This is a genomic window from uncultured Halomonas sp., from assembly GCF_947501415.1.
Taxonomy (GTDB): Bacteria; Pseudomonadota; Gammaproteobacteria; order Pseudomonadales; family Halomonadaceae; genus Halomonas.
In genome coordinates, this window is record NZ_CANMVL010000010.1 from 70831 (window position 1) to 84370 (window position 13540).

The 13540-nt window shown below is 67.4% G+C and carries 15 protein-coding genes and 1 tRNA gene; 8 read left to right on the forward strand and 8 right to left on the reverse strand.

From position 1 onward, the window contains the following. Positions 1-117: 117 nt before the first annotated feature. The 3 genes from yajC to queA all read right to left on the reverse strand — a co-directional run bounded on the left by yajC (position 118) and on the right by queA (position 2854). Positions 118-450: a preprotein translocase subunit YajC gene (yajC, locus tag Q0894_RS07930; RefSeq protein ID WP_132042000.1), complete on the reverse strand. Its 333-nt coding sequence runs from the start codon at positions 448-450 to the stop codon at positions 118-120. A gap of 99 nt (positions 451-549) precedes the next feature. After that, entirely contained in the window at positions 550-1668 is a 1119-nt protein-coding gene (gene tgt, locus Q0894_RS07935) for a tRNA guanosine(34) transglycosylase Tgt (RefSeq protein WP_299233760.1), read from the reverse strand. A gap of 145 nt (positions 1669-1813) precedes the next feature. After that, complete coding sequence (gene queA / locus Q0894_RS07940; protein ID WP_299233413.1) at positions 1814-2854, reverse strand: tRNA preQ1(34) S-adenosylmethionine ribosyltransferase-isomerase QueA; 1041 nt, start codon at positions 2852-2854, stop codon at positions 1814-1816. 113 nt (positions 2855-2967) lie between these two features. On the opposite strand from queA, the gene Q0894_RS07945 reads away from it, so the two are divergent. Next, positions 2968-3054: transfer RNA gene (locus Q0894_RS07945), tRNA-Leu, on the forward strand. Positions 3055-3275: 221 nt separating this feature from the next. On the opposite strand, the gene Q0894_RS07950 is transcribed toward Q0894_RS07945, so the two are convergent. Genes Q0894_RS07950 through Q0894_RS07960 form a run of 3 tightly spaced genes read right to left on the reverse strand, consistent with a single transcriptional unit; the run spans position 3276 to position 4858 of the window. Beyond that, the gene (locus Q0894_RS07950) at positions 3276-4100 is read right to left on the reverse strand and encodes a DUF1206 domain-containing protein (RefSeq protein ID WP_299233416.1); all 825 of its coding nucleotides are present in this window, start codon (positions 4098-4100) and stop codon (positions 3276-3278) included. Positions 4101-4125: 25 nt separating this feature from the next. Next, entirely contained in the window at positions 4126-4719 is a 594-nt protein-coding gene (locus Q0894_RS07955; protein ID WP_299233419.1) for an exopolysaccharide biosynthesis protein, read from the reverse strand. Next, complete coding sequence (locus Q0894_RS07960; RefSeq protein WP_299233422.1) at positions 4709-4858, reverse strand: hypothetical protein; 150 nt, start codon at positions 4856-4858, stop codon at positions 4709-4711. Before Q0894_RS07960 ends, Q0894_RS07955 begins: the two co-directional genes overlap by 11 nt. Before the next feature lie 236 nt (positions 4859-5094). Here Q0894_RS07960 and rnk point away from each other — a divergent pair, with 236 nt between their 5' ends. Beyond that, positions 5095-5508 (forward strand): nucleoside diphosphate kinase regulator, encoded by a 414-nt coding sequence (rnk, locus tag Q0894_RS07965; RefSeq protein ID WP_299233425.1) that lies wholly within the window; start codon positions 5095-5097, stop codon positions 5506-5508. Positions 5509-5518: 10 nt separating this feature from the next. Further along, positions 5519-6139, forward strand: coding sequence for a LysE family translocator (locus tag Q0894_RS07970; RefSeq protein ID WP_299233428.1), 621 nt, complete (start codon positions 5519-5521; stop codon positions 6137-6139). Between the two features lie 21 nt (positions 6140-6160). Here Q0894_RS07970 and Q0894_RS07975 read toward each other — a convergent pair whose 3' ends face one another. Next, positions 6161-7837: an acyl-CoA dehydrogenase family protein gene (locus tag Q0894_RS07975; RefSeq protein ID WP_299233431.1), complete on the reverse strand. Its 1677-nt coding sequence runs from the start codon at positions 7835-7837 to the stop codon at positions 6161-6163. Between the two features lie 114 nt (positions 7838-7951). Between Q0894_RS07975 and Q0894_RS07980 the strand changes: the two genes are divergently transcribed. From Q0894_RS07980 to Q0894_RS08000, 5 genes are read left to right on the forward strand one after another with little or no spacing between them, the layout of a single operon-like run. Continuing rightward, positions 7952-8488, forward strand: coding sequence for an NUDIX domain-containing protein (locus tag Q0894_RS07980; RefSeq protein ID WP_299233434.1), 537 nt, complete (start codon positions 7952-7954; stop codon positions 8486-8488). Then, positions 8485-9411 (forward strand): MoxR family ATPase, encoded by a 927-nt coding sequence (locus Q0894_RS07985; protein ID WP_299233462.1) that lies wholly within the window; start codon positions 8485-8487, stop codon positions 9409-9411. Before Q0894_RS07980 ends, Q0894_RS07985 begins: the two co-directional genes overlap by 4 nt. A 41-nt stretch (positions 9412-9452) precedes the next feature. Beyond that, the gene (locus tag Q0894_RS07990) at positions 9453-10385 is read left to right on the forward strand and encodes a DUF58 domain-containing protein (protein ID WP_299233464.1); all 933 of its coding nucleotides are present in this window, start codon (positions 9453-9455) and stop codon (positions 10383-10385) included. Further along, a complete protein-coding gene (locus Q0894_RS07995) occupies positions 10382-12487 on the forward strand; it encodes a DUF3488 and transglutaminase-like domain-containing protein (protein ID WP_299233467.1) in 2106 nt (701 codons plus the stop codon). The genes Q0894_RS07990 and Q0894_RS07995 overlap by 4 nt, the downstream gene beginning before the upstream one ends. A gap of 54 nt (positions 12488-12541) precedes the next feature. Beyond that, the gene (locus tag Q0894_RS08000) at positions 12542-13027 is read left to right on the forward strand and encodes a glutathione peroxidase (protein ID WP_299233470.1); all 486 of its coding nucleotides are present in this window, start codon (positions 12542-12544) and stop codon (positions 13025-13027) included. Positions 13028-13078: 51 nt separating this feature from the next. Here the strand turns inward: Q0894_RS08000 and Q0894_RS08005 are convergent, their stop codons facing one another. Continuing rightward, entirely contained in the window at positions 13079-13468 is a 390-nt protein-coding gene (locus tag Q0894_RS08005; RefSeq protein ID WP_161423109.1) for a hypothetical protein, read from the reverse strand. Positions 13469-13540: the final 72 nt, after the last annotated feature.

Below are 13540 nucleotides of genomic sequence, written 5' to 3' on the forward strand. Positions count from 1 at the left end.
AGGTTGCTGACGAAGGGGGAGCTGACGCGATCACTCTACGGCAGCCACCGGCATGGCCGGCGGCGGTCGAAGATCGGCGCCGGCGTGTCGAGATGCCGGCGCCGGGCAGGAGACGGGTCAGATGGACTTGATGGTGCCCTTGGGCAGCACGGCGGCAACGGCGTTCTTCTGCACGTTGACCTGGGTGCCCTCGGCAATCTCCATGGTCAGGAACTCGCTGTCGTCGCTGACCTTGGTGATGCGGCCGAGCATGCCGCCACCGATGACGATCTCGTCACCCTTGGCGAGGCCGGCGATAAGCTGCTTGTGCTGCTTGGCACGCTTGGCCTGGGGGCGCCACAGCAGGAAGTAGAAGATGGCAACGAAGCCGACCAGCATGACGATCTGGGCGATGCCGCCACCGGCGGGGGCATCCTGGGCGTAGGCCGGGGCGATGAAGAAATCCAGCATTGATTAGGGTCTCCTGATTGGGGTAGATAAGGGGGACTGTCTCGCTCGGGAGGCAGTGACAATCGGTACCGGGCCCTGAAGAACCGGTACCGGTTGCCGTCAATTCGGGGCGGGAGGCACCGGCAGGCCGCGCCGGGCATAGAAGCCTTCCACGAAGTTCGCCAATGTACCCGCTTCAATGGCACCGCGCAAACCGGCCATCAGTCGCTGGTAGTGGCGCAGGTTATGGATGGTATTGAGCATTGAACCGAGCATTTCACCGCAGCGATCCAGATGGTGCAGATAGGCACGGGAGAAGTGCTGACAGGTATAGCAGTCGCACTCTTCATCCAGCGGGCCGGTGTCGTGGCGGTGGCGGGCGTTGCGGATCTTTACGGTGCCCGTGGCGGTGAACAGATGGCCATTGCGGGCGTTGCGGGTCGGCATCACGCAGTCAAACATGTCGACGCCCCGGCGCACGCCTTCCACCAGGTCCTCGGGCTTTCCCACCCCCATCAGATAGCGGGGCTTGTCCTCGGGCATCCAGCCGGGCAGGTAGTCGAGTACCTTGATCATCTCCTCCTTGGGTTCGCCCACCGAGAGCCCACCGATGGCCAGGCCATCGAAGCCGATCTTCATCAGCCCCTCGAGGGAGCGTTCGCGGAGTTCGGGATACATGCCGCCCTGGACGATGCCGAACAGCGCAGAAGGGGAGGTGCCATGGGCATCGCGTGAGCGTTCTGCCCAGCGCAGCGAGCGCTCCATGGAGAGCCGTGCTTCCTTCTCGGTAGCCGGGTAGGGGGTGCACTCATCGAAGATCATCACCACATCGGAGCCCAACGAGCGCTGCACCGCCATGGACTCCTCGGGGCCCATGAAGACCTTGGCGCCATCCACCGGCGAGCGGAAGTGGACGCCCTGCTCGGTGATCTTGCGCATGGCGCCCAGGGAGAAGACCTGGAAGCCGCCGGAGTCGGTAAGGATCGGCTTGTGCCACTGGGCAAAGTCGTGCAAGTCGCCGTGGCCCTCGATCACCTCCATGCCGGGGCGAAGCCAGAGGTGGAAGGTATTGCCGAGGATGATCTCGGCGCCGATCTCCTCGACCGACTGGGGCGTCATCCCCTTGACGGTGCCATAGGTGCCCACCGGCATGAAGGCGGGGGTCTCGACGCTGCCTCGGGGAAAGGTGAGGCGGCCGCGGCGCGCCCGGCCATCGCTGGCCAGGCGCTCGAAGGTCATGAAGCATTCGTCTCGCATGGAAAATCTCAACGCTGGGACAAGGCGCCCTGTGCAATGTCAGGCAAGGCAAACGCTGTCGAGGAACACGGAGTTTACTGGTGTAAATGAGTGCTTCAAGACAGCGTTTAACGCAGCATGGCCGAACTCAGGGGGTCTTGCGGGTCAGGAACATGGCATCGCCATAGCTAAAGAAGGCGTAGCGCTCGGTGACCGCCTCGCGGTAGGCGGCGAGGGTGGTGTCGTAGCCGGCGAAGGAGGCCACCAGCATCAGCAGAGTGGACTCCGGCAGGTGGAAGTTGGTGATCAGGGCATCGACGCAGCGCCATTCGTAGCCCGGATAGATAAAGATATCGGTCTCGCCGCGATAGGGGGCGATCTCGCCATCCGTGCTCTTGGCGCAGGCACTCTCCAGGCAGCGTACGCTGGTGGTGCCCACGGCGATGACGCGGCGGCCGGACGCGCGGGCGGCCTCTACCTTGGCGCAGGTCTCCTCGCTCACCTCCAGCCACTCGCTGTGCATCTGGTGTTCGCGGATATCATCGACGCGTACCGGCTGGAAGGTGCCGGCCCCGACGTGAAGGGTGACGAAGGCGCGCTCGATACCCTTTTCGGCCAGCCGCTCGAGCAGGGGCTCGTCGAAGTGCAGCCCCGCGGTGGGAGCGGCGACTGCGCCATCGCGTCGTGCATAGACGGTCTGGTAGCGCTCGCGGTCGCTGCGCTCGTCGTCGCGGTCGATATAGGGCGGCAGCGGCATATGGCCATGGCGCTCGAGAAGCTCGATCAGCGGCGTCTCGCCGAGGAAGCGCAGCTCGAACAGGGCGTCGCGGCGGCCCTCCACCACGGCCCGGACGTCGCCCTCGAAGACCAGCTCGGTGCCGGGCTTGGGTGACTTGCTGGAGCGCAGGTGGGCCAAGCCGCGGTGAGCGTCCAGGGGGCGCTCGAGCAGCATCTCCACCCTGCCTCCGCTGGCCTTGTGACCATGTAGCCGCGCCGGGATCACCCGGGTGTCGTTGAATACCAGCAGATCGCCCGGTTCGAGAATCTCGAGCAGATCCGGGAAGCGGCGGTGGGATAGCTCCCCGCTCGGGCCATCCACGCACAGCAGCCGGCAGTCGGTACGCTGCTCGGAGGGGTAGCGGGCGATAAGCTCGTCGGGAAGCTCGAAATGGAAGTCGGCGCGCTGCATGCGGTTCGGGGTCCGGTGGTGTCTGGCAAGCCGCCTAGGATACCGGCTTGGTCGCTTGAAGTCAGGTCCGCGATTGACCTGCGGCCGGGTGCACGTATAATGCATCGCGCGTTGCCGGCGTGGCGGAATTGGTAGACGCAGGGGATTCAAAATCCCCCGGGTGCAAGCCCTTGTCGGTTCGAGTCCGACCGCCGGTACCATAATGGAACAGCCGCTTACGAGCGGCTGTTCGCGTTTCTGACCCTCCTCTTTCACCTTGCCTCGCCCTCGTGCAGCGTCCTCCTCTGCGCCGGCACGGCCATTGGGGCTGCGCCGACTCGGCCATTGGGGCTGCGCCGACTCGGCCATTGGGGCTGCGCCGACTCGGCCATTGGGTGCTGAGTAGCGTTCACACCCACTCCCCGAGCCGGGCGTGCATGAATCAGTCGACACTGGTATCCCGAAAGGCGGCGTTGATCAGGCAGTAGAGGCCGTAGCTGAACAGGCCGAGGGCCACCACGCCGAGCAGCCAGGGGCCGAAGGGGCGGGCAGCCAGCGCCGTTAGCGCGCCCCCGAGACCCTGGGCCTGACTGGGGTCGGTCTGCCAGGCCGACAGGCACAGGAACAGGCCGATGATCATGAAGACCACACCCCGTGCCAGGAGGCCCCAGCGGGTAATGCCCTCGAAGAAGCGGCGTTGGCCGGTCGACATCTGGCGATGATGCCAGTTGTCGAGGTAGCTTCGAGTGATGGCTCGCCATAGCTGGCGCAGGCCCACTCCCAGGAATACCAGGCCGACACAGAAGACCAGAATGACGCCTCCCTGGTGACTCATCAGCAGGGCCGTACGGTCCTGGGCGGCGGCTTCACCCGATGACATCGCCGCATTGAGCAGCAGGTCGATGCAGTACACCCCGAGGCTGGCGTGGGTCAGGCTGCTGATCGTGAAACCCAGGCGCGTGACGATACCCTTGGGTCCGCGGCCAGCGTCCTCGCTGTCCAGCAGGGCCTGCAGCAGCCGCCAGAGCGCATAGGCGAACAGTCCGGCGCCGAGCAGTCCCACCAGGGTGTCCCCGAATGGGCGCTGTATCAGTTGGTTGATGGACTCCTTGGTGCCCGCATGCTCACCTCCCAGGCCGGCTGCGGCCATCACGGCCAGGCCCCCGATCAACAGGTAGACGACCCCCTTGGCGATATAGCCGATGCGCGCCGCCACGGAGAGGCTCCGCTTGAGATGCTTCTTGGGGTGAGAGCTGGGAGGTGTCATGGGGACTCCGTATCGCAGGTGTGAATCAGGCCAGGCTGAGGACGACCACGGCCAGGGTACCACCGGTGAGCAGGTAGCCCGCCAGGGCGAAGAGGCCATCGTCGGCGAGCAGGGCCAGGCCGAACAGGGTCAGCGCGAGGCCGGCGCCGTTGGCACTGAAGGGGATGAACTCCATGGGCGGCATGGCCAGCGCAATCACCAGGCAGACCACGGCCACGACAACATGGGCCGGGGGGCGGGTCAACGCGGTCAGGCGCTGATGCAGAAGCCGATCCGTCCAGCTGGCGGGGCGTTCCAGCCAGCCCAGCAGGCGATGAAAGCGCTCGCGCGAGATGCGGCGCTCCAGCAGCCACTGCGGTAGCCAGATGCGCCGCCGCCCCAGCAGGAGTTGACCGCCCGCCAGCAACACCAGGCTCGCCATCAGTGTCGGCATGCCCGGGATATCGCCGACCAGGGGAGCCAGCGTTATCAGGCCGGCGAGCAGCAGGAAGGGGGCGAAACTGCGACGCCCGACCGTCTCCAGAATGGCACCAAGGCTGATGCTGCCTTCATGCTGGCCGGCCTGACTGACCCGCGACAGCAGGCCGCTCAGACTGGTGGGCCCGCGCTCAGCGCCCACGGCGGGTCACCAGCAGCAGGATTCCCAGCAGGATCAGTGCCGGGCCGACGAAACCGGCCGGGCTGGCGACTTGCCAGCCCACGATGGGAAGCAGGATGCCCAGGCCGATCATCAGCCAGGCGAACGGTCGAACCGACATGACATGTTCCATACTGAAATGGATCTCCAGTCTAGTCGCTCGTCAGGCAGGCTGCAGCCCGCCATGCGAAGTAGGCTGCGCGCGAATGGACCGGATGATGCAAGGACTGTTGCGGCGTCGCGGGATGTCGTATGGTGGAGCTTTGCAGTCCTTCGCCCACTCTCGGGTGAAGGACTGTCTTTGTTGGTTTCTTGGATAAGCGTTCAATGATCGTTTATCAGCGTGCAGGAGGTGTCATGCTGTCTCGTCCCCCCATTACCATCAATCGGCTCGATGCCGATCGTCTGCAGCGCCTGATCGATGAGGCCAGCGACAAGGACCGCTTCGTGGCCGATGCTCTCGAGGAAGAGCTCGAGCGTGGCGAGGTGGTGGATCCCGAGGAAATTCCAGAGGATGTGGTCAGCATGAACAGCCGCGTCCAGTTCACCGACATGAAGCGTGGTCGCCAGATGACGCGCACCCTGGTCTACCCCCATTCGATGGGTGAGGTGGAAGATGCCATCTCGGTGATGGCGCCGGTAGGTGCCGGCCTGATCGGCCAGCGAGTCGGTGACACCATCGACTGGCCGCTGCCCGACGGTGGTCAGGTGCACCTGCGGATAGATGCCGTCCTGTGGCAGCCCGAGCGCGAGAAGCAGTACCACCGCTGAGGTCGCCGCGATGCCTTTCTCCCTATGGCTCTCTCTGGCGGCGGTATGTGCCATGGGAGCCATGTCGCCGGGCCCCAGCCTGGCCATGGTCCTGCGCCATACCCTGGGCGGTGGCCGAGCCCCGGGCGTGGTGGCAGGGCTTTCGCATGCCCTGGGCGTCGGCTTCTATGCACTGCTCACCGTGTGGGGGCTGGGCGCGCTGATCGTGCGTCAGCCGATGCTGTTCCAGATCATTGGCTGGGGTGGGGCGGCATATCTGGCCTGGCTGGGCATACGAGCGCTGCGAGCCGGACGCAATGGCCCGCTGGAGGCGGGGGTGGTGGCGACCACGCGCCGCCAGGCGGCTCGCGATGGTGTGCTGGTGGCGCTGGGCAACCCCAAGCTGATCCTGTTCTTCATCGCCCTGCTCAGTCAGTTCATCAGCCCGGGCATGAGCCTGATGGCTCAGGGGGTGATCGTGTTCACCGCCATGCTGATCGATGGCGGCTGGTACGTGCTGGTGGCCCTGGGGCTCTCGCACTCCCGGGTACTGCCCTGGCTTCAGGCACGAGCCCACTGGATCAATCGCGCCACCGGCGTCATGCTTCTGGCGCTGGCGGCGCGGGTCGTCGCCGGAGCGCTGCCGGGCTGAACTCCTAGCCTGGCTGAACGCCTAGCCGGGCAGGCGTGCCAGTATCTCCGCGATTGGAGCTCCCATGGGCAACACGCCATAGGCGGGGCTCGCCTCGCTGCCCAGCCGCGTTCGGCAGAAGGTCTCGCCGACCGCATTCGGGGCATGGCGCAGCAGCAATGCCCCCTGCAGGCACTGAGCCAGGCGCTGGACGAGCCAGCGCGCCCGTGGTTCCCGATCCGGCGGCGAGGCGTCGAGCAGTCGCTCCAGATCAATCAGGGCGGCGTCCAGCTCGCTCTGTTGTCCCCGCGCCGGGGCCAGCTCCTGCCATAGCGCCTCCACCACCTCGGGGTGGCGTGCAAGCGCCCGGAGCACGTCCAGGCAGATGACGTTGCCCGAGCCCTCCCAGATCGAGTTGACCGGTGCCTCGCGATAGAGGCGCGCCAGCGGTGCCTCGTCCACATAGCCGATGCCACCCAGGCACTCCATGGCCTCGGCGATGAGCCCGGGCCCCCGCTTGTTGTGCCAGTACTTGGCCAGTGCCGGCATCAGCCGGGCCAGGGCACGTTCGCTGGCGTCACCCCGGGCCATGCCGTCGAAGGCGCGGGCGGTACGCAGCGAAAGGGCGACACCGGCCTCCACCTCCAGCGCCATGTCGGCGATCACCATCCGCATCAGCGGCTGATCGGCCAGCACCCGGCCGAAGACGTGGCGGCCCTGGGCGTGGAGCCAGGCCTCGACCAGGGCCTGGCGCATCATGCCCACCGGGGCGGTGGCGGCATCCAGGCGGGTCTGCTGTACCATCTCGAGGAGGGTGGCGATGCCGCGATCGGGTGCCCCGATGGGCTCGGCCCAGGCGCCGTGGTACTCGATCTCAGCCGAGGCATTGGCACGATTGCCGCACTTGTCCTTGAGTCGCTGAATCTCGATGGCGTTGCGTTCACCATCGGGGGTGAAGCGCGGTACCAGAAAGCAGCCCAGCCCCGCTCCGGTCTGGGCCAGCGTCAGGAAGGCGTCGGACATGGGGGCGCTGCAGAACCACTTGTGGCCGGTCAGTCGCCAGCCGCCCTCGGCGGGCTCACCCTGAGGAGTGGCGCTGGGCTGGGCATGAGTTGAATTGCTTCTGACATCGCTGCCGCCCTGCTTCTCGGTCATGGCCATGCCGAAGGTCAGCCCCTGTTTCTGGCTCGCCGGCAGGGCACGAGAATCATAGTGGTTGGCCAGCAGCCCCGGTGCCCAGCGGGCCGCCACGCCGGGCGAGTGGCGCAGCACCGGCATGGCGGCATGGGTCATGGTTACCGGGCAGCAGAACCCCGGCTCGGCCTGAGTCATCAGATAGAGGGCGGCGACATGGGCCTGGTGGCCGCCACGGCCCTCCTGCTGCCAGGCCACGGCGTGCCAGCCGCCCTCGATGGCCAGGCCCATCAGCTGGTGATAGGCCGGGTGGTAGACCACCTCATCGAGCCGCCGCCCATGGCGGTCGAAGAGCCTCAGCTCGGGGGGGTGACGGTTGGCCTGCTCACCCAGGTCACGAACGCGCTCGCTGCCGATCTCGCGCCCCAGCGGGGCCAGATGCTCGGCGACCCAGGGCGGCGCCTCCCGGGCCAGGGCCTCACGTAGAGGAAGGTCATCGATCAGCAGGTCGCGGTCGCCGCTTGGAGGCGGTTGGTTGGCTACCTCGTGGGTAGTCAGGTGAATACGGGGGGCGTGATCGGGCATGGCGGCTCTCCGCGTCGGCGGCCTAGCTTGAGCATGGAAGTCGCAGGGCGCGCGGTCAACGTGACGTCACGCCCGGGACTGGTTAGGCTGAAGGCATTTTTTGGGAGCACAGCCATGATCAATGATTCGCGTCTGCCGGCGCCGCATATCGCCCGCGAGCGCATCCAGCTGGTGGATTCCCGCAATCGCCCATGCGGCAGTGCCTGGCGCGCCGAGATGCGTCGTTTCCGCTTCTGGCACCGTGCCACCTATGTGGTGGTATGCAATGCTCGTGGCGAGCTCTGCGTCCAGCGCCGCACCCTGACCAAGGAGGTCTTCCCCGGCGGGCTCGACCTGGCCGCCGGTGGCGTGGTGGGGGCCGGGGAGGCGGTTCATCTGGCGGCCCGTCGCGAGCTCGAGGAGGAGCTGGGCATCCACGGTGCGACGCTGATGCCGGCGGGGGACTTCGTGCATGCCCGGGACGGCAACCATATCTTCGGGAGTCTCTACCTGGTCGAACATGATGGGCCCCTGGCTCTCCAGGCGGAGGAGGTGGCCGAGGCGTTCTGGCTGCCGCCCGCCGAGGCCCTGGCCCTGGAAGGCATTACCCCGGATACCCGACAGGCCGTTGAGGTTCTGCGTGACGCGGGGCTGCTGGAGGGCGCTGCATGAATCGGCCCGTGAACCTCACCGACCTGGACGCCGTGACGGCAGCCCTCGAAAGGGTGGTGCTGGGCAAGTCTCGCGAGGTGCGCCTGGCGCTCTGTTGCCTGCTGTGTCGTGGACATCTGCTGATCGAGGACCTGCCGGGCCTGGGCAAGACTACCCTGGCACAGGCCCTGGCAAGGGTGACCGGACTGGGCATGCAGCGCCTGCAGTTCACCAGTGACCTGCTGCCTGCCGATGTGCTCGGTGTCTCGGTGTTCGATCCGCGTGAGGCGCGTTTCACCTTCCATCCCGGGCCAATCTTCCACGGCGTGGTGCTGGCCGATGAGATCAACCGCGCCACCCCCAAGACCCAGAGCGCTCTGCTCGAGGCCATGGAGGAGGGCAGGGTGACCGTGGAGGGGGAGACCCGCTCGCTGCCGGACCCCTTCTTCGTCATTGCCACCCAGAACCCCCAGGAGCAGGCGGGTACCTTCGCGCTGCCCGAGTCTCAGCTCGACCGCTTCCTGATGCGTCTCTCGTTGGGGTACCCCGACGCCCGGGCAGAGCGCGAGATCCTGAGCGGTCGTGCGGGTCGCGAGCATCTGGCCGAGCTGCCGGCACTGCTGGACGCCGAACGGCTCCGCGCCTGGCAGGCGAAGCTGGCCGATATCCATGTGGCCGAGCCGCTGCTCGACTATGTGCAGGCGCTGGTTGCCGCCAGCCGCGACCATCCCGAGCTGGCCTGGGGGCTCTCGACTCGCGGCGCCCTGGCGCTGCTTCAGGCGGCGCGAGGGTGGGCATTGCTCGAGGGGCGTGACCACGTGCTGCCCGAGGATGTGCAGGCGGTATGGGGGCCGGTGGTGGGACATCGCCTGAGCAGCGGTCGGCGGGAGGAGGGCGAGGTCCTGGCCAACCATCTGTTGGGCCGCGTGGCGGTGATGGGGTAGTCGTGCTCACCCGGTCAGCGGGGCGGCGCTGGTGGCGACGCATGGCGATCGCTCCGGGCATGGCGCTGCCCCAGCGTCGCCTCTTTCTGCTCCCCACTCGCTTCGGGGTGGGCTGGGCGGTGCTGGTCCTGCTGTTGCTGTTGCTTGGTATCAATTACCAGAACAGCCTCGCCTACGCTCTCTCCTTCTGGCTGTTTGCCGTGGCGAGCGTGGCGCTGCTGCGCACCTGGCGCAATCTGCTCGGCGTGCGTGCCACCCTGCGCCTGCCCGCCGAGACGTTCGCCGGCGACGAGGTACGCCTCGGTGTGGTGTTGGAGGGAGGACGCCCGCGCCATGCCATCGAGGTGCATGTCGCAAATGGGCATACCACAAAGGGACGTTCCAGAGAGCAGAGTGCCCCAGGGGGAAGTGCCACCCTGGATCTTGCCACGGGGCGTGGCGAAACCACCCTGCGTCTGCCGGCCTGCTCCCGAGGGGAACAGCGCATGCCGCTGCTGCGCCTGGAGAGCGCCTGGCCGCTGGGCCTGGTCCGCGCCGTCGCCTGGCTGGCGAGTGACGAGACGCTTCTGGTCTACCCGCGCCCCCTGGGCGAGGAGATTAATGAGCACCGCCAGGCCGGACCGGGGCTCGAGGCGGGCGATTTCGCCGGTCTGCGTCGTGCCGTGCCCGGTGACAGCCCGGCGCGGCTGGCCTGGAAGCAGTGGAGCCGCACCGGTGTGTTGACGGCAAAGGTATTCAGCACACCGCCACGCCAGCAGCTCTGGCTGGATTACGATGGCTGTCGTGGTGACCTCGAGACGCGCCTGTCGACCCTCTGTGCCCGGGTGCTGACCCATCACCAGGCCGGTGATCACTTCGGACTGCGCCTGCCGGGGGTGACCCTCGCTCAAGGCGAGGGGGCTTCCCAGCGACGCCAGGCGCTGGCGGCGCTGGCGCGCTTTCGTTCCGGCAGCAACCCGGGAGGCACACCATGAGTCGACGCGCGGCGGGGGCGGTGGTGCTGGCCGATGGTCACACCCTGAGTGCGTCCATGCTGCGCCGGCTGTTTGTCGGTCAGTGTCTGGTGCTGGCCCTGCATCTGACCTACATGCCCGTCTGGCTGGGCGGCCTCGGCGCCCTGGTAGCCGGTTACCGCTATCTTCAGCTGCGTCGTCGCCTGCCTCGTGCCGGGGTCGTGCTGCGCCTGGTCGGGGTCGCGGCCCTGGCCGGTGGCCTGTGGCTGCACTACGGCACTCTCGGCCGCATGGAGGCGATGATCGGCCTGCTGCTCGGGGTCTATCTGCTCAAGCTGCTCGAGACCCACAGCCGCCGTGACGCTCGAGTGGTCGTGCTGATCGGCATGGTTGCCACCACGGTGGCCTTCCTGCACAGCCAGGGCATCGCCATGGCCGCCGTGGCCCTGCTGGCGGTGGCCTGGCTGATCTACTCGTTGGTGTGGCTGGCCGGCGCTGCCAATGCGCGGCAGGCGTGGCACGAGAGCGCCTGGCTGCTGGGGCTGGCGGCGCCGCTGATGGTGCTGCTGTTCCTGGGCTTTCCGCGCTTCGGCCCGCTGTGGAACCTTCCCCAGGCCGACCGTGCCGCCACGGGGCTGACCGATGAGATCGCTCCTGGCGATATCGCCGACCTGTCGCGCAGCGACCGCCGTGCCTTCAGGGCGCGCTTCGAGGGGGACGAACCCGCTCCGGGTGAGCGCTACTGGCGGGTCTACACCCTCTCGGAGTTCGATGGTGAGCGTTGGCGACGGACCTCGCCGTCGCGCTTCGCTACGGCGTTGAAGCAGGGAGAGTCGCCTTGGGTGGCAGAAGGAGGGCGCTCCCCCTGGTCGTCGGTGACCGCGCCGCGCTTCGAGGCCGAGCTGCTGCTCGAGCCTGATAGACGCCCCTGGCGCCCCTCGCTGGGCACTCCTCAGGTCAGCGGGGAGCGACTGCGCTGGCTGGCCGACGGTACCGTGGAGGGGCTCACGCCGCTCGCCTCGCGTGGCCTGCTGCACCTTTCGAGCAGCGGCATGGCCCCGAGCTGGCTCGAGCCCCAGGGGATGCATCGGCACACCCGACTGCCCGCCGAGGGCAATCCACGCAGCCGTGAGCTGGCCCAGCGCCTGTGGCAGCAGGCTGGGGGTGAGCCTCGGGCCTTCCTGGCGGCCCTGATGTCGCGTTTCGGCGAGGCGCCGTTCCGCTACACCCTGTCCCCGCCGCGGCTGACCTCACGCGATCGGGTCGACGAGTTCCTGTTCGAGAGTCATGCCGGCTACTGCACCCATTACGCCTCGGCCATGGCGGTGCTGGCCCGCTCTGTCGGGTTGCCGGCACGCATTGTGGCGGGTTTCCTGGGCGGTGAGCGCCACCCGGACGGCCACTTCACGGTGCGCGACTACGACGCTCATGCGTGGGTCGAGGTGTGGTTGGACGGTAGCTGGCGGCGCCTGGATCCCACTGCCGCCATCGCACCTGAGCGTATCGAGCAGGGCGCGGCGGCGGTGGAGGGGGCTGGCGATGCCTATCTGGCCGACGCCCCCTTCTCGCCGCTCCGCCTGCGGGGCGTGGGTTGGGTGAATCGCCTGCGACTGGACTGGGAGCGTCTGGAGTACCGCTGGCAGCGTGGCGTGATCGGCTACCGCGACGAGGCGCGCAGCGCGGTGGTGGCCCGGGTGGTCGAACGGCTCCAGGCTCTCTGGAACGCCCTGCAGGACCAGTTCTCCAGCCGCGCCCCCCTGACGTGGCTGATGAGTCTGGTGCTGACAGGTGTGGGGCTCTGCGGATTGTTGGTCGGATTGCGGGCCGCCTGGCGAAGGCACCGCGAGGGGCGCGACGAGGCACTCAGGATTCGTCGGCTGCAGGCCTGGCTCACCCGGCGTGGCATGCCGCCCCACGGTGGAGAGTCGCCGGCCGCTCATCTACGTCGCCTGGCCGGCTCCGCCGAAGCGGCTGGCCCCGCTCTGCGCGACTGTGCTCACCAGTTCGAACGCTTGCGCTATGCACGTCTGGGGCCCGACGAGCGCCGCAGCCGCCGCCAGACCCTGGGGCGTCGTGTCGCCGAGGTGAAGCGGCACCTCGCCAGTCAGGAGCGCCCGGGGTAGCGCCGCCGTGGGCGGCATGGCATCGTGAAGGATATCGACTATCGGGGCCCGCGCATGACCATCCACGATCAACAGTGTCGCACCGCCCAGGGCGAGCCCTTCAACTTCGGCGCGCTGCGTGGCCAGGTGCTGCTTATCGTCAATGTCGCCAGTCGTTGCGGCTTCACGCCACAGCTGCGTGAGCTGGAGCGACTCTATCGCCGCTATCGCCAGCGTGGCTTCATGGTGATCGGCTTCCCCTGCAATCAATTTGGCCGCCAATCACCGGAGTCCGCGCAGGAGTTCTGCACCTTGAGTGCGCGCGACTACCAGGTCAGCTTTCCGCTGATGGAGAAGGTGAAGGTCAACGGCGGTGCTGCCGACCCGCTGTTTGTCGAGCTCAAGCGCCAGGCCCCGGGAGCGCTGGGCACCGCCATGATCAAGTGGAACTTCACCAAGTTCCTGGTGGGGCGTGATGGCCGGGTGATCCGTCGCTTCTCGCCCCGTGACGGGGAGGATGAGCTACGCATCGCCATCGAGCTGGCCCTGGATGAGGCCTGAGGGGGACTCGAGATCCGCTCGCTCCCGCCTGACGTTGCGAGAGCCTGGTCATCATGGGGGTGTCTCGCCGCGCTCTACCATCAGGCGGCCGATCAGTTCGTTCCAGCGATGCCGCGTCATCATGGTCGTCAGCCCCGAGAAGAGCGCCCAGCTCTTGCGTCGCCACCCCTTGAGCCGCAGATTGTGGGCCACCAGCTGCTTCATCAGTGCATATTCGTCGAAGCGCCGCCACTCGCCGACCACCGACATCTGGTGGCGCGCTAGTACCGGCGCGAGCTCGATGCGAAACACCCACTCCAGTTCGTTGACCGTAAGCCCGTGGCGTTCGATCACCTCGAGCATCTGCGCATAGTCGCGCTCGCCGGGTTCACGCTCCAGCCATAGCGGTGCCAGCGCCAGCCAAAGTTCACCGCGTTCGTCGACCAGGGTCTGGGCATCCATCGTTTGCTCCCGGGGTTTAGGCAAGGGTAACCAGCTTCAGGACGGCATCCTGCCCCAGCTACCGGTCGGGCT